This is a genomic window from Agromyces arachidis, from assembly GCF_052805135.1.
The window spans coordinates 106723-125490 of sequence record NZ_JBRBDK010000005.1; the positions used below are offsets into that span (position 1 = coordinate 106723).

The following is an 18768-nucleotide window of genomic DNA, read 5'->3' on the forward strand; positions in this document are numbered from 1 at the left end:
GAAAGCATACGCATTGGGCGGCCAGATTCCAAAACGAGCCATCGCAGGTCCGCCACGCGGAGCCGAAATCCCCGGTTCCGGGCCGATCCGTGCCTACGGTGACATGGCCACTGCCCGCACGTACGCACGCGCGCGGCGCCTCGTGCGCCGCGCAGATGGGGGAACATGTCGCGAGTCGCCGAGCGCCGAGTACCCGGCCGCGCCGGGTCGCGGCTGCGCGCGCTCGCGGCGGTCGTCGCGCTCGTCATCGCCGCGACGGGCGGGGTCGTCGCGAACCCCTCGGCGGCCACCGCGGCGGACTACCCGACGTGGGAGGAGCTGCAGCAGGCGAAGGCCGACACCCGCGCCGCCGCCGCAGCGGTCGACCAGATCGTGTCGCTGATCGGCCAGCTCGAGGCGAACGTCGAGGTGGCTCGCGCCGAGGCCCAGCGGCGCACCGAGGAACTGCTCGTCGCGCAGCAGGAGTACGACGACGCCGTCCGGCGCGCCGACGAGATCCAGGCGCAGGCCGACGCGGCGGCGCAGGAGGCTGCCGACGCCGAACGCAGCGCCGGCCAGGTCGCCGCGCAGCTCTACCGGACGGGCAGCACCGACCTCGGCGTGAACCTGCTCATCGACGCCGGCGACGCGGAGCGCACCGACGAACTGCTCGCCCGCCTGGGGTCGATGGAGAAGCTCGTCGAGCGCACGGGCGACATCTACGCGCAGGCGAGGGAGGCGGGCAACACCGCGCAGTCGCTCGCCGACCAGGCCGAGGTCGCCCGCGGGGAGCGCGAGAAGCTCCGGATCGCCGCCGAGCAGGCCCTCGCCGCGGCGCAGGCCGCGCAGGCCGCGGCCGAGGCCGCGCTCGCCGAGTCCGAGGCGAAGAAGATCGAGCTCGACCAGCAGCTGAAGTTCCTGCGCGACACCGAGGCCAAGACGACGGCGGCCTACGAGGAGGGCGAGCGCAAGCGCAAGGAGGAAGAGGAGCGCCGACGCAAGGCGGAGGAGGAGCGACGCAAGCGCGAGGCGGCGGCCGCCGCCGCGGCTGCGGCCGCGGCCGCCCGTGCCGGAGGAGGCGGCGGCGGAGGCGGCGGGTCGTCGTCCGGCTGGTCGAAGCCCGCGTACGGCTACATCTCCGGCGTCTACGGCCCCCGGCAGGTCATCTGCAGCGGCGGCTACTGCTCGAACCCGTTCCACTACGCCACCGACATCGCCACCGGGTGCTCGGCGCCGATCTACGCGGCGGCGAGCGGTCGGGTCATCTTCTCGGGCTACTCCGGCAGCTACGGCAACTTCATCAAGATCGACCACGGCGGCGGCGTGTACACCGGGTACGCGCACATCCGCTACGGCGGGCTCTTCGTCGGATACGGCCAGTGGGTGTCGTCGGGCCAGGTGATCGCATCGAGCGGCACCACGGGCGCCTCGACGGGCTGCCACCTCCACTTCGAGGTCTACAACGGCTGGAGTCGCATCGACCCGCAGCCGTTCATGGCCGCGCGCGGCGTCTACCTGGGCTGACCTCCGGCGCTGGAGCATGCGCGAGGGGGCGAGCCGAACGGCTCGCCCCCTCGTCGTGCAGCGGATGCCGCGGCATCCGCTCGGGTTCAGTGGCCCGGGTACGCCTCGATCGCCTTCGCGATCAGCGACTCGGCCTCGGCCGCGTTCGCCCAGCCCTCGGTCTTGACCCACTTGCCGGGCTCGAGGTCCTTGTAGTGCTCGAAGAAGTGCTCGATCTCCTTGCGGGTGTACTCGGGCACGTCCTCGACGTCCTGGATGTGGTTCCAGCGCGGGTCGCCGGCCGGCACCGCGATGACCTTGGCGTCGCCGCCGCCGTCGTCGGTCATGTGGAAGACGCCCACCGGGCGCACCTTCACGCCCACGCCCGGGAAGAGCGGGTACTGGGTGAGCACCAGCACGTCCAGCGGGTCGCCGTCGTCGCCGAGCGTGTTCTCGAAGAAGCCGTAGTCGGTCGGGTAGACGAAGTTCGTGTAGAGCACGCGGTCGAGGAAGACCCGGCCGGTCTCGTGGTCGACCTCGTACTTGTTGCGGCTCCCCTTGGGGATCTCGATGACGGCGGCGTACTCGCCCATGCTGTTCTCCTCGTGCAACGGATGGCGCGCTCGCGCCCGGATGGCCGGAATAAGGTTACGTGATGCCCTCCGAGCGCCGTCCACGACTGACGCCGCCGATCGCCGACGTGCGACGCGCGGTGCGAGGGGTGCTGGAGCCGCGGGATGACGGGCCGCTCGCGCTCGTCGCCTTGTCCGGCGGCGCCGACTCGCTCGCGCTCGCCGCGGCCGTCGCCTTCGAGGCCCCGCGGGCCGGGTGGCGTGCGGGCGCCGTCGTGGTCGACCACGGGCTCCAGCAGGGCTCGGCCGAGCAGGCGGATGCCGCGGCATCCGTCGCGCGCGACCTCGGACTCGACCCGGTGCTCGTCCGGCAGGTCGACGCCGACGCGCTCCCGGGGGGCGAGGGTCCGGAGGGCGCCGCTCGCGCGGCGCGGTACGCCGCACTCGACGCGGCGGCCGACGAGACGGGCGCCGCCGCCGTACTGCTCGGCCACACCCTCGACGACCAGGCCGAGACCGTGCTGCTCGGGCTCGCCCGCGGCTCGGGGTCGGCGAGCCTGGCCGGCATGGCGCCGCGCGCGGGGCGGTACGTCCGCCCGCTGCTCGGCATCCGGCGGTCGACCACGCGGCAGGCCTGCGCCGATGCGGGCCTCGTCGCCTGGAGCGACCCGCACAACGCCGACCACGCCTACGCGCGCGTGCGCGTGCGGGAACGGGCGCTGCCCGTGCTCGAGGCAGAGCTCGGGCCGGGCGTCGCCGAGGCGCTCGCCCGCACTGCCGAGCAGCTCCGCGAGGACGAGCAGGCCTTCGCCGAGCAGATCGACGAGTTCATCGAGGAGGTCTGCGAGCCGGCCGAGGCGGGCATCGCCGTGAGCGCCGGCGTGCTCGCCGCGAACCCCGCCGCGCTGCGCCAGCGCATCATCCGCCACGTCGTCGCGAGCGAGTTCGGCGTCGCGCTGAGCCGTCGCCAGACGCTGGAGGTCGCCCGGCTCGTCACCGACTGGCACGGGCAGGGCCCGATCGACCTGCCCGGATGCCGCGCCGCCCGGGTCGGCGGGCGGATCGAGTTCACGGCGCGCTGACGACTAGGCTCGTGGCATCCGTTTCGACCGCACGCAACAGGAGGAGCACGGGATGGATTCGCGCGAGATCGAGGCCGACCTGACCGAGGTGCTGGTCACCGAGCAGCAGATCCGCGACAAGCTCGCCGAGCTCGCCCGCCGGATCGAGGCCGACTACGAGGGCCAGGACCTCCTGCTCGTCGGGGTCCTGAAGGGCGCGGTCATGGTCATGGCCGACCTGGCGCGCGAGCTGCGCAGCCACATCACCATGGACTGGATGGCCGTGTCGTCGTACGGTGCGGGCACGCAGTCCTCGGGCGTCGTGAAGATCCTGAAGGACCTCGACACCGACCTCTCGGGGCGCCACGTGCTCATCGTCGAGGACATCATCGACTCGGGCCTCACGCTCAGCTGGCTGCTCGGCAACCTGCGCTCGCGCGGGGCCGCGTCGATCGAGATCTGCGCGCTGCTGCGCAAGCCCGATGCCGCCAAGGTCGAGGTCGACGTCAAGTACCTGGGCTTCGACATCCCGAACCAGTTCGTCATCGGGTACGGCCTCGACTTCGCCGAGCGCTACCGCAACCTGCGCGACGTCGCGATCCTCGCGCCGCACGTCTACTCGTAGGCCGACGGGGCGCCCGAGCGCCCACAGCGAACACACGGACGGCCTCCAGTGACCAGACGGTAGCCTGTCACCACCATGAACATGAAGAAGATCCTCCGCGGGCCGGTCATCTACATCCTGCTGGCCGTCGTGGCGGTCTGGATCGGGTCGAGCCTGATCACCCAGTCGGGCTTCCGCGAGGTGTCGACCCAGCAGGGACTCGAGCTCCTCGACGACGGCAAGGTCCAGGAGGTCAAGATCGTCGACGGCGAGAACCGCGTCGACCTCACCCTCGCCGAGGCCGAGGAGGATCTCGGCAACCAGGTCCAGTTCTACTACGTCACCCCGCGAGGCCCCGACGTGATCGCGGCCGTCGACCAGGCGGACCCGGCGGACGGCTTCACCGACGAGGTCCCGCAGCCGAGCTGGTTCCTCTCCATGCTGGGCATCCTGCTGCCGCTCGTGCTCATCGGCCTCTTCTTCTGGATCATCCTCTCCGGCATGCAGGGCGGCGGGAACCGCGTCATGCAGTTCGGCAAGTCCAAGGCCAAGCTCGTCTCCAAGGAGAGCCCGAAGGTCACGTTCGACGACGTCGCCGGCGCCGACGAGGCCATCGAGGAGCTCCACGAGATCAAGGACTTCCTGAAGGACCCGGCGAAGTTCCAGGCGGTCGGCGCGCGCATCCCGAAGGGCGTGCTGCTGTACGGTCCGCCCGGTACCGGCAAGACGCTCCTCGCACGCGCGGTCGCGGGCGAGGCGGGCGTGCCGTTCTACTCGATCTCCGGTTCCGACTTCGTCGAGATGTTCGTCGGCGTCGGCGCGAGCCGGGTGCGCGACCTGTTCGACCAGGCCAAGCAGAACGCGCCGGCGATCATCTTCGTCGACGAGATCGACGCCGTCGGCCGGCACCGCGGCGCGGGCCTCGGCGGTGGGCACGACGAGCGCGAGCAGACGCTGAACCAGCTCCTCGTCGAGATGGACGGCTTCGACCCCAAGACCAACGTCATCCTGATCGCGGCGACGAACCGCCCCGACATCCTCGACCCGGCACTGCTGCGTCCCGGCCGCTTCGACCGCCAGATCGGCGTCGACGCCCCCGACCTCAAGGGCCGCCAGAAGATCCTCGAGGTGCACTCGAAGGGCAAGCCGCTCGCGAAGGGCGTCGACCTCGAGGTGCTGGCGCGCAAGACGCCCGGCTTCACGGGCGCCGACCTCGCGAACGTGCTCAACGAGGCCGCGCTGCTCACCGCGCGCTCCAACGCCCAGCTCATCGACGACCGGGCGCTCGACGAGGCGGTCGACCGGGTCATCGCGGGCCCGCAGCGTCGGTCGCGCGTGATGAAGGACAAGGAGAAGCTCATCACCGCGTACCACGAGGGCGGTCACGCGCTCGCGGCGGCGGCGATGAACTACACCGACCCCGTCACGAAGATCACGATCCTCCCTCGCGGTCGCGCGCTCGGCTACACGATGGTGCTGCCGCTGGAGGACAAGTACTCCGTGACCCGCAACGAGCTGCTCGACCAGCTCACGTACGCCATGGGCGGCCGCGTCGCCGAGGAGATCGTGTTCCACGACCCCTCCACCGGTGCCTCCAACGACATCGAGAAGGCCACCGCCACTGCCCGCAAGATGGTCACCGAGTACGGCATGAGCGCGAACGTCGGCGCGGTCAAGCTCGGCCAGTCGCAGGGCGAGGTGTTCCTCGGCCGCGACATGGGCCACCAGCGCGACTACTCCGAGGAGGTCGCCGAGACGGTCGACGTCGAGGTCCGGGCGCTCATCGAGCAGGCCCACGACGAGGCGTGGCAGGTGTTGAACGACAACCGCGACATCCTCGACCGGCTCGCCGAGGAACTCCTCGAGCACGAGACGCTCGACCACACGCAGATCGCCGAGATCTTCAGGGACGTGCGCAAGCTGCCGCAGCGCCCGCTCTGGCTCTCGAGCGAGAAGCGGCCGGTGTCCGACCGCCCGCCGATCCGGTTCCCGCACCAGAAGGCGCCGATCGACCAGGGCGCGGTCGACGGCGGCGTCGACTCCGACTCCGAGGTCGAGGAGGCCCGGGCGTCGCGGACCACGCCGAACACGAGGCCGCGTCCCGCGACGGCCTGACGGCCTCGCCGTGAGGAGGGTGCCATGACGGGCATGGACACGGCCCGCGTCGAACGCGCCGTTCGGGAGCTGCTGCTCGCGATCGGCGAGGACCCCGCCCGCCCGGGGCTCGAGCGCACTCCGCAGCGCGTGGCCGAGGCGTACGCGGAGTTCTTCGGCGGCATCGGCGCCGACCCGCAGCAGCACCTGGCCGACTCGGTGCCGACCGGGTCGACGGATGCCGGTGAGCCGGCCGATTCCGACGCCGTGGTGCTGCGCGACATCGGCTTCCGCTCGATGTGCGAGCACCACCTGCTGCCCTTCACCGGCACCGCGCACGTCGCCTACCTGCCCGGGGAGAAGATCGTCGGGCTCGGCCGCATCCCCGCGGTCGTCGACACCATCGCGAGCCGCCCCCAGGTGCAGGAGCGCCTGACCGAGCAGATCGCCGATGCGCTCGAGGCCGGTCTCGTCCCGCGCGGGGTGCTCGTGGTGCTCGATGCCGAGCACGGCTGCATGACCACGCGGGGCGCTCGGCAGGCGCACAGCTCCACGGTCACGATCGCCAGTCGCGGCGCACTGGCCGACCCCGTCGCCCGGGCCGAGATCATCGCCCTCATCGGAGCGGTCCACGGTGACTGACGTCCTGGTGATGGGGGTCGTCAACGTGACCCCCGACTCGTTCAGCGACGGCGGGCGCTGGTTCGACGCCGACGCGGCCGTCGCGCACGCGCTGGAGCTCGCGGCCGAGGGCGCCGACATCCTCGACGTCGGCGGCGAGTCCACGCGGCCGGGCGCGGCCCGGGTCGAGCCCGACGAGGAGCTGCGGCGGGTCGTGCCCGTCATCCGCGAACTGGCCGGGCGGGGCCTCCGGGTGAGCGTGGACACGATGCGCGCGGCGACCGCGGCGGCGGCGGTCGAGGCGGGCGCCGAGATCATCAACGACGTGTCGGCGGGGCTGGCGGACGAGGCCATGGCCCGCATCGCCGCCGAGACGGGGGCGCGGTACGTCGCGATGCACTGGCGCGGCCACTCGGACCGCATGGACGAGCTCGCCCGGTACGGCGACGTGGCGACCGAGGTGCGCGACGAGCTGGCCGCGCGGGTGGACGCGCTCGCCGCCGCGGGCGTCGACCCGTCGCGCCTCATCCTCGACCCCGGCCTCGGGTTCGCCAAGCGCGGCGAGCAGAACTGGCAGCTCCTCGGGCGGCTCGACGTGCTCGCCGGGCTCGGGCTGCCGCTGCTCGTGGGCGCGTCGCGCAAGCGGTTCCTCGGGGCGCTGCTGCCCGACGACGCGCCCGTCGAGGCGCGCGACCTGCCCACCGCGGTGGTCAGCGCGCTCGCCGCGCAGGCGGGGGCGTGGGGCGTGCGGGTCCACGACGTCCGTTCCACGCGCATCGCGCTCGACGTCGCCCGCGCATGGCAGAGTGGACGACGTGCCTGACTCCCGCGACCGGATCGCCCTCACCGGAATCCGCGTGCGCGCGAACCACGGCGTGTTCGACTTCGAGCGCGAGCAGGGCCAGGAGTTCGTGGTCGACGTCGCGGTCGCGGTCGACCTCGCTGCCGCGGCATCCGGCGACGACCTGGCGCGCACGGTGCACTACGGCGAGCTCGCCGTGGCGGTGGCGCGCGCGGTCGAACGCGACCCGGTCGATCTCATCGAGACGGTCGCCGAACGCGTCGCCGCGGTCGCCCTCGGCTTCGACGGCGTCGAGGAGGCCACGGTGACGGTGCACAAGCCGCAGGCGCCCATCGAGGTGCCGTTCGACGACGTGTCGGTCACGGTCGTGCGGAGCCGCGCATGAGCCGCGCGGTCATCGCGTTCGGCGCGAACCTCGGCGACCGCGAGGCGACCATCGCCGCGGCGACGCGCGAGCTCGCCGATCGGCCGGGCATCCGCCTGGTCGCCGTCTCGCCGGTCTACGAGACCTCGGCGGTCAGGCCGGGCGGCATCGATCCGGAGGCGCCGCGCTACCTCAACGGCGTGGTGCTCGTCGAGACCGACCTCGACCCGCACGAGCTCCTCGAGTTGCTGCACCTCATCGAGGACGCCCACGGGCGGACCCGTGACGAACGCTGGGGCGACCGCACCCTCGACCTCGACCTCATCGACGTCGAGGGGCAGCGGATCTCGGACGAGCGGCTGGAGCTCCCGCATCCGCGCGCCTGGGAACGCGCGTTCGTGCTGCAGCCCTGGCTCGACGTCGAACCTCACGCCGTCATCGCGGGGCGCGGCCGAGTCGCCGACCTCCGCGCCGCCGCCGCCGACGAGGTGACGCGACGGTGAAGCGGACGCACGCGTCGACCCTGCTCGCATTCGGGTTCGTCGGCCTCGCACTCGGATGGCTCGGCGAGCTCGCACTGGTGAGCGCCGGTGCGCAGGCGGTCATCCCGCCCGTCTCGCTCGCGATCACGCTGGTCGGCGTCGGGGCGCTCGTGCTCGCGTTCGCCTGGCCGATCCGGCAGGCGGTACGGGGGAGCGCCCGGCGTCGCATCGACCCGTTCCGCGCCGCGCGGACCGCGGTGCTCGCCAAGGCGAGCGCCATCACGGGCGCCCTCGTGCTCGGCGCCGGCCTCGGCATCGTCGCCTACCTGCTCACGCGCAGCGTGCCGGCCCCGGCGGCGACGGTCTGGACGGCTGCGGCGACGGCGTTCGCCGCCGCCGTGCTGCTGGCCGCGGGCCTGGTGGCCGAGTACTTCTGCACCCTCCCGCCCGACGAACCCGACGAGCCCGACGAGGAGGACGGTGCCGCGCATGCCTGAGCCCGATCTCCCCGAGACGGCGGGGTCGCCGCACCCGGCGCCGGCGCCCGCCTCGTCGCCGGACGTCGCGTCGGCTGATGCCGCATCGCCGGCGCACCGGATCGACGTCGAATGGCGGCGGGTGTCGCCGAAGCACGTCGTGGTGGAGGTCGTCGGATCCGTCATCGGCGCCGGCATCACGGTGGCCGCCCTCCTCGCGGCGGGCGCCTGGCTCGACCTCCCGATCCTCGGCTGGGCCGCCGCGGCCGTGGGCGTGATCGCGCTCACGGCGATCGCCTTCGAACCGCGCCGGGTGAGGTCCATCGGGTACCGGCTCCGCGCCGACGACCTCGTCTTCCGCCGGGGGATCATGTTCCAGCGGCAGGTGGCGGTGCCGTACGGGCGCATGCAGCTCGTCGACATCACGCGCGGGCCGGTCTCGCGCGCGCTCGGGCTCGCCGACCTGAAGTTCGTGACCGCCGCCGCAGCGACGGCGGTCACGCTGCCGGGGCTGCCGGTCGAGGAGGCCGAACGGCTGCGCGACGAGCTCGTCGCGCTCGCGGAGACGCGCCGGGCGGGGCTGTGACCGACGCCCGCCCGCGGACCGGCGTGCGCGACCTCGCCGACGGGGAATGGCATCGGCTGCACCCGGCGAGCCCGTTCCTGCGCGGGGGGCTCCTGTTCATCGCCGTGATCGGCTTCGTCCTCGCGAACCTCCGCGAGCGGGTCGTCGAGGTGTTCCTCCTGCTCGTCTCGCCGGCCGCGCCCGACGACCCGTTCGCGCCGGCGACCGGTTGGCGCGGCGACTGGGGTGAGGACCCCATCGGCGGCATCGTCGCCGGCGGCCTGGTCGGGTGGGCGCTCGCGGCCCTCGTGGTGGTCGTCCTGCTCGTCGTCGGCGGCTACCACCTCGCTTGGCGCATGCACACGTTCCGCGTCACGCCCGAGGCGCTCGAGGTGCGCAGCGGCATCCTCTTCCGGTCGCATCGCAGCGCCCGGCTCGACCGCATCCAGGGGATCAACGTGGCGCGCTCGCTGTTCGCGCGCCTGTTCGGCGCGGCGAAGCTCGACGTGTCGGTCGCCGGGCAGTCCGGCAACGTCTCCCTGGCCTACCTGGCGTCGCCGCAGGCCGACCGGCTGCGCGGCGACCTGCTCCGCCTGGCCTCCGGCGCCCGCGCCGCCGCCGCTCCGATCGGCGCCGATGCCCCGGCGACCGCGGCCGTCCCCGGTGCCGCGGCGCACGGGGCCGCCGCGCGCGCCGGCGACCTCGTCGGCCGGCGCGTCGACGAGTTCCTCGCTCCGGAGCTCGATCCGTCGCTCGCGCCGCCCGAGTCGGTCGTGCGGCTGCCGCTCCCGCGCGTGATCGCGTCGGCGCTCCTCGGCGGCTCGATGATCTGGTTCGTCGTCCTCGTCGCGATCATCGTGAGCGGGACGGTCAGCGGCGCCCCGTGGGTGCTCATCACGTTCGTGCCCGCGGCGATCGGCCTCGTGAGCTACCTGTGGTCGCGCATCACGAAGTCGCTCCGGTACACCATCGCCGGCACCCCGGACGGCGTCCGGATCGGCTCGGGGCTGCTCTCGACGACCAACCAGACGATCCCGCCGGGTCGCGTGCACGCCATCGAGGCGACCCAGTGGCTGCTGTGGCGGCCGTTCGGCTGGTGGACCCTGCGCGTCAACGTCGCCGGGCAGTCGGTGTCCGCCGACGGGGAGGGCATACGTCGCACGCTCGTCCTGCCGGTCGGCACCGCCGACGACGTGCAGCGGGTGGTCGGCCTGTTCGTCCGCGACCCGGAGGCCGGGCTCGAGGGCCTCCTCGCCGCGGGGATGACGGGCCGCGGGCCGGACGCGGGCTACGAGGTCGCACCGCGCCGCGCGGCGTGGATCAGGCCGTTCTCATGGCGCCGCATCGGCCTCGCCGCGGACGGCGGCCTCGCACTGCTGCGTCGCGGATGGCTCGTCCGGAGCCTCGTGCTGGTGCCGCTCGCGCGCATGCAGTCGGTGGCGGTCGCCGCCGGACCGATCCGTCGCGCGCTCGGCCTCGCGAGCCTGCGCATCCACACGGTGGCGGGGCCGGTGACGGCCGACCTGCCCGCGCTCGACCGGAGCCGGGCCGAGGCCGCGTTCGAAGCGCTGGCGGCCGAGTCCGTCCGGCGCGCGCTGCACGATCGCAGCGACCGATGGGGGGAGGCACCCGATGCCCGATGACCGCCGATCCGGACGCCTGGGCGTCGGCACGATCGGAGCCGGACGCGTCGGCGCCGTGCTCGCGGCTGCGCTCGCCGGGGCCGGCCACGCGCTGACCGGCATCTCCGCCGTGTCGGACGCGAGCCGGGAGCGCGCCGCGGCGATGCTCCCGGACGTGCCCGTCCTGCCGATCCCCGAGGTCATCGAGCGCAGCGAGCTCGTGCTGCTCGCGGTGCCGGGGGACGAGCTCCCGTCGCTGGTCGAGGGTCTCGCGGCGGCGGGTGCGTGGCGCCCCGGCCAGCTGGTGGTGCACACGGTCGCCCGGTACGGGGTCGACGTGCTCGAGCCCGCGCGCCGGGCGGGCGCCATCCCGCTCGCGATCCATCCGGCGATGTCCTTCACGGGCACGAGCATCGACCTCGGACGGCTCGCGGGCACCTGGTTCGCGGTCACCGCCCCGGGCCCCGTGCTGCCGATCGCGCAGGCGCTCGCCGTGGAGATGGGCGGCGAGCCGTTCGTGGTCGCCGAACCCGATCGCGCCGCCTACGCCGAGGCCGTCGACACCGCCGTCTCGTTCTCGACCGCGATCGTCGACCAGTCGGCCGGCATCCTGGAAGGGATCGGCGTCGCCCGCGCCGGGTCGGTGCTCGCGTCGCTCGTGCGCAGCGCGGTCGAGAACGCGCTCGCCCGCCACGACGCCGGTCCGGTCGTCGACGGCGGTGGGACTACGATCGACGGGGCCGACGACGTGCGGCCACCCGGAGGTGACAGGTGAGCGAGCCGAGCAGCGGCGACCGCGCGGCGAGTGGGCCGGCGGTCTCCTCCGTCGCCGCTCCGCGGATCGTCGGCACGGTCGCGGGCATCCGCGACGCCGTGGCCGCGCACCGCGGCGCCGGCCGTCGCGTGGCGCTCGTGCCGACCATGGGCGCCCTGCACGACGGGCACCTCGCGCTCGTCCGCCGTGCGCGCGAGATCGCCGACGTCGTCGTGGTCTCGATCTTCGTGAACCCCCTCCAATTCGGCGCGGGGGAGGACCTCGACCGCTACCCGCGCACCCTCGACGCCGACGTCGAGGCGCTCGCGCCGCTCGGCGTCGAGCTGGTCTTCGCGCCGTCGGCCGACGAGATGTACCCCGACGGAGAGGTCGAGACCGTCGTGACCGCCGGGAGCATCGGGTCGAGGTACGAGGGGGCGTCGCGTCCCGGCCACTTCGACGGCATGCTGACCGTGGTCGCCAAGCTGTTCAACATCGTCCGGCCCGACCGGGCGGTGTTCGGCCAGAAGGACGCCCAGCAGGTGTTCCTCGTGCGCCGCATGGTGCGCGACCTCGACGTGCCGCTCGAGATCGAGGTGGTGCCGACCGTGCGCGAGCCCGACGGGCTGGCCATGTCGAGCCGCAACCGCTACCTCGACGCCGAGCAGCGCCGGGCCGCGCTGCTGCTGTCCGAGTCGCTCGCCGCCGCCGAGGCCGTGGGAGCGGAGGGCCTCGACGAGGTGCTCGCCGAGGCCGTGGCCGCCTTCGGCGACCACGACGGCATCGAGCTCGACTACCTGGTCGTGGTCGATCCCGAGACCTTCCTGCCCGTGGCCGAGGAGGCCCGAGGCGCGGCCGTCGTGCTGATCGCGGCGCGGGTGGGCGCCACGCGGCTGATCGACAACGCCGTCATCTCGCTCGGCTGACGGCGCGGGCGTCCGGCGTCCGGCGTCCTCCGAGGCTCGGCAGGCGACGGCGGGCTACGCTGGTCGTGGCGTCCGCACGGACGCCGGCCCCTCCCGCACGCCCCCGACCGATTCCGGAGTCCCCATGGCCGACGAGACCACGCACGAGCCGACCCCCGAGGAGATCTCGGAGCAGAAGGCCGTGCGTCTGGCCAAGCGCGAGCGGCTGAACGCGGCATCCGACGACCTCGGCGCGGGCGCCTACCCGGTCGGCCTGCCGATCACGTCGTCCATCCCCGAGGTGCGCGACCGCTTCGTCGGGCTCGGCGTCGACGAGCGCAGCGGCGAGGTGGTCGGCCTCGCCGGTCGCGTGGTGCACCTCCGCAACACGGGCAAGCTGTGCTTCGCGGCGCTGCAGTCGGGCGACGGCAGCCGCATCCAGGCCATGGTGTCGCTCGGCGAGGTGGGCGAGGAATCGCTCGCGGCCTGGAAGGAGCTCGTCGACCTCGGCGACCACGTGTTCGTCTCCGGCGAGGTCATCACGAGCCGTCGCGGCGAGCTGTCGATCATGGCGACCGAGTGGCGGATGGCGGCGAAGGCGATCAACCCGCTGCCGAACCTCCACCACGAGCTCTCCGAGGAGACGCGGGTCCGCAGCCGCTACCTCGACCTCATCGCGCGCGACCAGGCTCGTCGCAACGTGATGGACCGCGCCGCGGTGAACGCCAGCCTCCGCCGCACCTTCACCGACCTCGGCTTCGTCGAGGTCGAGACGCCGATGCTGCAGGTCATGCACGGCGGCGCGTCGGCCCGGCCCTTCGTGACCCGGTCGAACGCGTTCGACACCGAGCTGTACCTCCGCATCGCGCCCGAGCTCTACCTGAAGCGCGCGGTCGTCGGCGGCATCGAGCGGGTGTACGAGATCAACCGCAACTTCCGCAACGAGGGCGCCGACTCGACGCACAGCCCCGAGTTCGCGATGCTCGAGGCCTACGAGGCGTACGGCGACTACCACTCGATCGCCGACCTCACCCAGAAGCTGATCCAGGACGCCGCGCTCGCGGTCGCGGGTTCGCACGTCGTGACGTGGGCGGACGGCACCGAGTACGACCTCGGCGGCGACTGGGAGCGCCTGTCGATGTACGACTCGCTGTCCGAGGCGATCGGGGAGCGGATCACGCCCGAGACGCCGATGTCGAGGCTGCAGGAGCTGGCCGACGCGGTGGACATCGAGATCGACCATCCGCTGCCCGGCAAGTTCGTCGAGGAGCTCTGGGAGCACCACGTGAAGCCCGGGCTCGAGCGTCCGACCTTCGTGATGGACTTCCCGCTCGACACCTCGCCGCTCGTGCGCCAGCACCGCACCATCGAGGGCGTCGTGGAGAAGTGGGACCTCTACGTCCGCGGCTTCGAGCTGGCCACCGGGTACTCGGAGCTGGTCGACCCGGTCGTGCAGCGCGAGCGGTTCGTCGAGCAGGCGCGCCTCGCGGCCGGCGGCGACCCCGAGGCGATGCGCCTCGACGAGGAGTTCCTGCGCGCGCTCGAGTTCGGCATGCCGCCGACCGGCGGCATGGGCATGGGCATCGACCGGCTGCTGATGGCCATCACGGGCCTCGGCATCCGGGAGACCATCCTCTTCCCCCTGGTCAAGTGACCGACGTCGAGTGAACGGATGACGCGATGAACGACTACCTGCCGAAGAAGGAGCTCGAGCCCGAGCGCGACCCGCGGCAGCCCTCCTTCGCGCGCATCGCGATCTGGGTGATCGTGGGCGGGATCGGCCTCTACCTGCTCGGTTCCGGCATCTGGGGGATCGTCACCGGCGGCTGACGGCCGTCCGGCCCCCGCTGTGGGGCGCTCGGCGCACAGCGAACCCGAGGATTTCCCCGTATTCTGGACTGGCTATGGACGACTTCTGGCAGAACGCGATCTGGTCGGTCGCGCCGACCGTGCTCATCGGACTCATGTTCTGGTTCGTGATGCGCGCGGTGGTGCGCGCCGATCGCAACGAGCGCGACGCCTACGCCCGGATCGAGGCCGAGGAGCGCGCGAAGCGCGCCGCCGGCGAGCACCGGGCCGCGTAGCCGCACATGACGCCGGCGCAGACGACGGCCCTCATCGGCGCCATCCTCATCGTCATCGACCTCGCCGTCCGCATCATCGCGATCATCGTCATCCCGCGCAACCGCCGTCCCACGGCGGGCATGGCGTGGCTGCTGGCGATCTTCTTCATCCCCTACATCGGCATCCTCTTCTTCCTGCTGATCGGCAACCCGAAGCTGCCGAAGGCCCGTCGCGAGAAGCAGGAGCAGGTCGACCGCTTCATCCGCGAGAGCACGCTCGGCGTCGAGCGCGTGAGCGACAGCGCCGACTGGCCCGACTGGTTCGAGGGCGTCGCGCGGCTGAACCGCAACCTCGGGGCGATGCCGCTGATCGGGCAGAACGGCGCCCGGCTGATCGGCGACTACGAGGCCTCGCTCGCCGCGATGGCCGACGCCGTCGACGGGGCGGAGCGGTACGTGCACGCCCAGTTCTACATCTTCGCGTACGACGCGACGACCGCCCGCTTCGTCGACGCGCTCGGCGCGGCCGCGCGGCGCGGCGTCGAGGTGAAGGTGCTGCTCGACCACATCGCCTCGCGCCGGGTCGCCGGGTACCGCGACACCATCCGCCGGCTCACGGAGTACGGCATCGAGTGGCAGCTGATGCTGCCCGTGATGCCCCTCAAGGGCAAGTACCAGCGCCCCGACCTGCGCAACCACCGCAAGATCCTCGTGGTCGACGGCAAGGTGGCGTACATGGGGTCGCAGAACATGATCGACCGCAGCTACAACAAGCGCAGCAACATCCGCCGCGGACTGAAGTGGCAGGAGCTCGTCGCCGAGGTCGAGGGGCCGGTCGTCTCCGGCCTCGACGCCATCTTCGCCACCGACTGGTACCTCGAGACCGGGGAGGCGCCCTCCCGCGACGAGCTGATCCCGTTCGACCAGGAGTCGGAGCTGCAGGACCTCGACTGCCAGGTGGTGCCGAGCGGTCCCGGCTATCCCAACGAGAACAACCTCAAGCTCTTCCTCGCCCTGCTGTACGCCGCGCGCGAGCGCATCATCATCACGAGCCCCTACTTCGTGCCCGACGAGGCGATGCTCCGTGCGATCAGCGGCGCCACGCAACGCGGGGTGCACGTCGAGCTGTTCGTCTCGGAGATCGGCGACCAGGCCCTCGTGTACCACGCGCAGCGCTCGTACTACGAGGCGCTGCTGCGGGCCGGGGTGCGCATCTACATGTACAAGGCGCCCTTCATCCTGCACGCCAAGCACTTCACGATCGACGACGACGTGGCGGTGATCGGGTCGAGCAACATGGACATCCGCTCGTTCGAGCTCAACATGGAGGTCTCGCTGCTGGTGCGCGGCGAGTCGTTCGTGCGCGAGATGCGCGCGGTCGAGGACGGCTACCGCCGCGACAGCCGTGAGCTGACCCTCGACGAGTGGATGCAGCAGCCCCTGCGCTCGACGATCCTCGACAACCTCGCGCGGCTCACCTCGGCGCTGCAGTAGGGCACGCGCTCCCCATGCCGTTCCGACGCACCGTCGCGGGAGTGGGCATCGCAGCGGTCGTCGCCACGACGTTCGCCGCGACATCCGCCCCGGCCGTGGCGCTCGAGGGCGCGCCGCCGACGCCGATCGTGACCTCGGCCTCGTCGCTCGTCGAGCAGCCGGCGAGCTACCCGTTCCAGCCGGAGCTCGAGGTGGTGCCGGACGATCCGGCCGACGCGTCGATCGACCGCGGTGCGATCCCCTACGACGAGATCGCGCCGAGGCTGAACGAGCTCATGGACGCGAGCGACCGGATCTCGGTGCAGGTCGTGGGGGAGTCCGCGCTCGGGCGCGACATCCACCTCGTCACGGTCACCGCGCCCGAGAGCGAACGCCAGACGGCCAGGCAGGCGCGGTTCCGCGCGATGATCAAGCAGAACCCGACCGCCGCGGCCAGGAACCGCACGCTGCTCGACCAGTACAAGGTGCCGATCTGGTTCAACGCCAGCATCCACGGCGACGAGTGGGAGGGCACCGACGCCGTGCTCGACCACATCGAGTACCTCGCCACGGCGCCCGAGGGCGACGTGGCGGAACTGCTCGAGGGCCACCGGCTGTACTTCACGGTGACGAACAACCCGGACGGACGTGTGCTCGGTCGCCGCACGACCGCCGACGGCCTCGACGCGAACCGCGACATGATCACGGGCGCCACGCCCGAGGCGCGCATCATCCGCGACCTGGCCGGCGCGATCCAGCCGACCTACTACGTCGACCTGCACGGCTACACGGGCGTGCTCCAGATCGAGCCCTGCGGTCCGCCGCACGGCGAGAACTACGAATACGACCTGTTCCTGCCGCACGCGTACGCGGCGGCGCTCGAGGTCGAGCAGGCGGTCGTCGACGCGGACATCCCGGGCAACACGTACCTCGACCGCGCGACCCGGCGCGTCGTGAGCGGGAACACCGGGAACATCCGCATCGCGTACCGCGACCTCCGCGCCGGCTGGGACGACTGGCCGCCGATCTTCACCTCGCAGTACGTGGCCTACCAGGGGGCGATCACGAACACGGTCGAGCTCCCGCTCGGGCGCGTGAACCCGGCATCCGACCCGGCCAATGCGGCGAATTCGGTCGTGAACATCGAGGTCGCGAGGGTCGTGATCGAGGCATCCGTCGGCTACGTCGCGGCCCATCGGAGGGCCCTGCTCGAGAACCAGATCGAGATCTTCCGGCGCGGCGTCGCCGGCGAGCCGATCGAGGCCGTGCCGGCCGACGTCGACCCGGCGAGCGTGCCCGAGCCGAGCCGGTGGGCCGAGATCTGGGACGAGGCCGACGTGCACCCGACCGAGGTCCCCCGGGCGTACGTGATCCCGGTCGGTGCTGCGCAGCGCTCGGTGACGGATGCCGCCCGGCTGGTCGACCAGCTGATCGCCAACGGCGTTGAGGTGCAGCGGGCCCGCGCACCCTTCACCGCCGGCGGAACGAGGTACCCGGCCGGGTCGTACGTGGTCGACCTGCACCAGCCGCTGCGCGGCATGGCGAACGTGCTGCTGGCCGACGGGAGCGACGTCTCCGCACGGGTGCGCGACATGTACGACATCTCGGCCTGGAGCCTCGCACGGCTCTGGGGTGCCGACGTCGACGCGATCGGCGACACGTCGGACCCGGCCCTGAAGGCGGAACTCGAGGACGTCGCGGCCGCCGCACCGACGGGCTCGGTGCCCTCGGGCGGCTCGTACCTCGAGCTCGCGACGAGCGGTGTGGCCGAGTACCAGGCGGTCATCGCGCTGCTCGAGTCCGGTGTCCCGGTCTCGGCGTTCGACGACGGCTCGGTCATCCTCGGGCCGGATGCCGCGAGCCGCGCGGCGGCCGCCGAGGCCGCCGACCGGTACGGCGTCGCCTTCACGGCATCCGACGGAGCGCGCCTCGCCGGGGAGGAGAGCCGCGGGCTGGACACCCTCCGCGTCGCGTACACCGGCGGTGCGGAGGAGCGGATGACGCTCCAGCGCCTCGGCTTCGACGAGCTCGTGCCGGTCAGTTCGGCGACGCTGCAGAGCGGCGCCTCCTCGATGGAGGGGGTGGACGTGCTCTGGGTCGGCGGCACGCTGTACTTCAGCAGCGCCCAGGCGGCCGGGCGGGCGAAGATGCAGGCCTACCTGGACGCCGGTGGCGGCGTCGTCGGGGAGGGCACGGCGATCGCCGCGTTCGCGAACTCGTTCGGGCTCGTCTCGTCGACCGCGGTGTCGGGCACGGGTGGATCGAACGGGATCCTGCACGTCGATCCGGTGGCAGGCGGGCTGCTCGACACCCACCCGATGACGACGTCGTTCGGCTACCCGGCCGTCTGGTTCTCGAACCTCGGGCGGAACGCCGTCGTCGAGCAGTGGTACGACGCCGACGACCCGTTCGTCTCGGGTCACTGGCGCGACTCCGGGGGCCGGTCGCAGGCCGACGCAGCCGGGCGGCCCTCCGCGGTGTCGGCCGAGACCGCCGCCGGGAGCCGGGTGCTGATGTTCGGCTCGTCGATGAACTTCCGCATGCACCCGGTCGGCCTCTCCGCGCAGATCGCGCGCGGCCTGTTCTGGGCCGCCCCGGCGGGGGCTGAGGTGCCCGCGCCCTGATCAGCGCCGCACGGCCGGCGCCGCCGTCCGTCCGCCCCCGCTCATTCCGGCGGATATACGATCCGCCGCGCCCGGTTTCGGCCGATACCCGCGGCGCGGCGGATCGTATATCCGCCGAGAGGGGCGGGGTTGGGGCGGGGTCGGGGCCCGAGTGTGTGGGTTTTTCTGTGAAAGGCTTGCTTTCTGTGGGAATGGCGAGGTAAG

The 18768-nt window shown here is 72.6% G+C and carries 19 protein-coding genes; 18 read left to right on the forward strand and 1 reads right to left on the reverse strand.

Features of this window, described 5'->3' with window-relative positions:
• The first annotated feature begins 165 nt into the window (after nucleotides 1–165).
• The gene (locus ACUY4T_RS08625) at nucleotides 166–1503 is read left to right on the forward strand and encodes a M23 family metallopeptidase (protein ID WP_446018526.1); all 1338 of its coding nucleotides are present in this window, start codon (nucleotides 166–168) and stop codon (nucleotides 1501–1503) included.
• An 86-nt stretch (nucleotides 1504–1589) separates the two neighbouring features.
• Here the strand turns inward: ACUY4T_RS08625 and ppa are convergent, their stop codons facing one another.
• The gene (ppa, locus tag ACUY4T_RS08630) at nucleotides 1590–2075 is read right to left on the reverse strand and encodes an inorganic diphosphatase (RefSeq protein ID WP_446018527.1); all 486 of its coding nucleotides are present in this window, start codon (nucleotides 2073–2075) and stop codon (nucleotides 1590–1592) included.
• 62 nt (nucleotides 2076–2137) lie between these two features.
• On the opposite strand from ppa, the gene tilS reads away from it, so the two are divergent.
• From tilS to ACUY4T_RS08715, 17 genes are all read left to right on the forward strand, one after another.
• Nucleotides 2138–3136 carry a tRNA lysidine(34) synthetase TilS gene (tilS, locus tag ACUY4T_RS08635; RefSeq protein ID WP_446018528.1) on the forward strand — a complete coding sequence of 333 codons (999 nt, stop codon included), beginning with the start codon at nucleotides 2138–2140 and terminating at the stop codon, nucleotides 3134–3136.
• Between the two features lie 52 nt (nucleotides 3137–3188).
• On the forward strand, nucleotides 3189–3740 hold the full coding sequence (hpt, locus tag ACUY4T_RS08640) for a hypoxanthine phosphoribosyltransferase (RefSeq protein WP_446018529.1): 552 nt from the start codon (nucleotides 3189–3191) through the stop codon (nucleotides 3738–3740).
• Between the two features lie 75 nt (nucleotides 3741–3815).
• Nucleotides 3816–5834 carry an ATP-dependent zinc metalloprotease FtsH gene (gene ftsH, locus ACUY4T_RS08645; RefSeq protein ID WP_446018530.1) on the forward strand — a complete coding sequence of 673 codons (2019 nt, stop codon included), beginning with the start codon at nucleotides 3816–3818 and terminating at the stop codon, nucleotides 5832–5834.
• A 24-nt stretch (nucleotides 5835–5858) separates the two neighbouring features.
• Complete coding sequence (folE, locus tag ACUY4T_RS08650; RefSeq protein WP_446018531.1) at nucleotides 5859–6455, forward strand: GTP cyclohydrolase I; 597 nt, start codon at nucleotides 5859–5861, stop codon at nucleotides 6453–6455.
• Nucleotides 6456–6465: 10 nt separating this feature from the next.
• On the forward strand, nucleotides 6466–7257 hold the full coding sequence (folP, locus tag ACUY4T_RS08655; RefSeq protein ID WP_446018688.1) for a dihydropteroate synthase: 792 nt from the start codon (nucleotides 6466–6468) through the stop codon (nucleotides 7255–7257).
• Entirely contained in the window at nucleotides 7250–7621 is a 372-nt protein-coding gene (gene folB / locus ACUY4T_RS08660) for a dihydroneopterin aldolase (RefSeq protein WP_446018532.1), read from the forward strand. The genes folP and folB overlap by 8 nt, the downstream gene beginning before the upstream one ends.
• Complete coding sequence (gene folK, locus ACUY4T_RS08665; protein WP_446018533.1) at nucleotides 7618–8103, forward strand: 2-amino-4-hydroxy-6-hydroxymethyldihydropteridine diphosphokinase; 486 nt, start codon at nucleotides 7618–7620, stop codon at nucleotides 8101–8103. Before folB ends, folK begins: the two co-directional genes overlap by 4 nt.
• A complete protein-coding gene (locus ACUY4T_RS08670) occupies nucleotides 8100–8579 on the forward strand; it encodes a DUF3180 domain-containing protein (RefSeq protein WP_446018534.1) in 480 nt (159 codons plus the stop codon). The genes folK and ACUY4T_RS08670 overlap by 4 nt, the downstream gene beginning before the upstream one ends.
• A complete protein-coding gene (locus tag ACUY4T_RS08675; RefSeq protein WP_446018535.1) occupies nucleotides 8572–9144 on the forward strand; it encodes a PH domain-containing protein in 573 nt (190 codons plus the stop codon). The genes ACUY4T_RS08670 and ACUY4T_RS08675 overlap by 8 nt, the downstream gene beginning before the upstream one ends.
• Entirely contained in the window at nucleotides 9141–10766 is a 1626-nt protein-coding gene (locus ACUY4T_RS08680; RefSeq protein ID WP_446018536.1) for a PH domain-containing protein, read from the forward strand. The genes ACUY4T_RS08675 and ACUY4T_RS08680 overlap by 4 nt, the downstream gene beginning before the upstream one ends.
• On the forward strand, nucleotides 10756–11520 hold the full coding sequence (locus ACUY4T_RS08685; RefSeq protein ID WP_446018537.1) for a Rossmann-like and DUF2520 domain-containing protein: 765 nt from the start codon (nucleotides 10756–10758) through the stop codon (nucleotides 11518–11520). The genes ACUY4T_RS08680 and ACUY4T_RS08685 overlap by 11 nt, the downstream gene beginning before the upstream one ends.
• On the forward strand, nucleotides 11517–12425 hold the full coding sequence (gene panC / locus ACUY4T_RS08690) for a pantoate--beta-alanine ligase (RefSeq protein WP_446018538.1): 909 nt from the start codon (nucleotides 11517–11519) through the stop codon (nucleotides 12423–12425). Before ACUY4T_RS08685 ends, panC begins: the two co-directional genes overlap by 4 nt.
• A gap of 124 nt (nucleotides 12426–12549) precedes the next feature.
• A complete protein-coding gene (gene lysS / locus ACUY4T_RS08695) occupies nucleotides 12550–14058 on the forward strand; it encodes a lysine--tRNA ligase (RefSeq protein ID WP_446018539.1) in 1509 nt (502 codons plus the stop codon).
• Nucleotides 14059–14084: 26 nt separating this feature from the next.
• Nucleotides 14085–14234, forward strand: coding sequence for a hypothetical protein (locus ACUY4T_RS08700; protein WP_446018540.1), 150 nt, complete (start codon nucleotides 14085–14087; stop codon nucleotides 14232–14234).
• A gap of 74 nt (nucleotides 14235–14308) precedes the next feature.
• The gene (locus ACUY4T_RS08705) at nucleotides 14309–14488 is read left to right on the forward strand and encodes a hypothetical protein (RefSeq protein ID WP_446018541.1); all 180 of its coding nucleotides are present in this window, start codon (nucleotides 14309–14311) and stop codon (nucleotides 14486–14488) included.
• Nucleotides 14489–14494: 6 nt separating this feature from the next.
• A complete protein-coding gene (gene cls / locus ACUY4T_RS08710; protein WP_446018542.1) occupies nucleotides 14495–15961 on the forward strand; it encodes a cardiolipin synthase in 1467 nt (488 codons plus the stop codon).
• A 14-nt stretch (nucleotides 15962–15975) separates the two neighbouring features.
• A complete protein-coding gene (locus ACUY4T_RS08715; protein ID WP_446018543.1) occupies nucleotides 15976–18564 on the forward strand; it encodes a M14 family zinc carboxypeptidase in 2589 nt (862 codons plus the stop codon).
• Nucleotides 18565–18768: the final 204 nt, after the last annotated feature.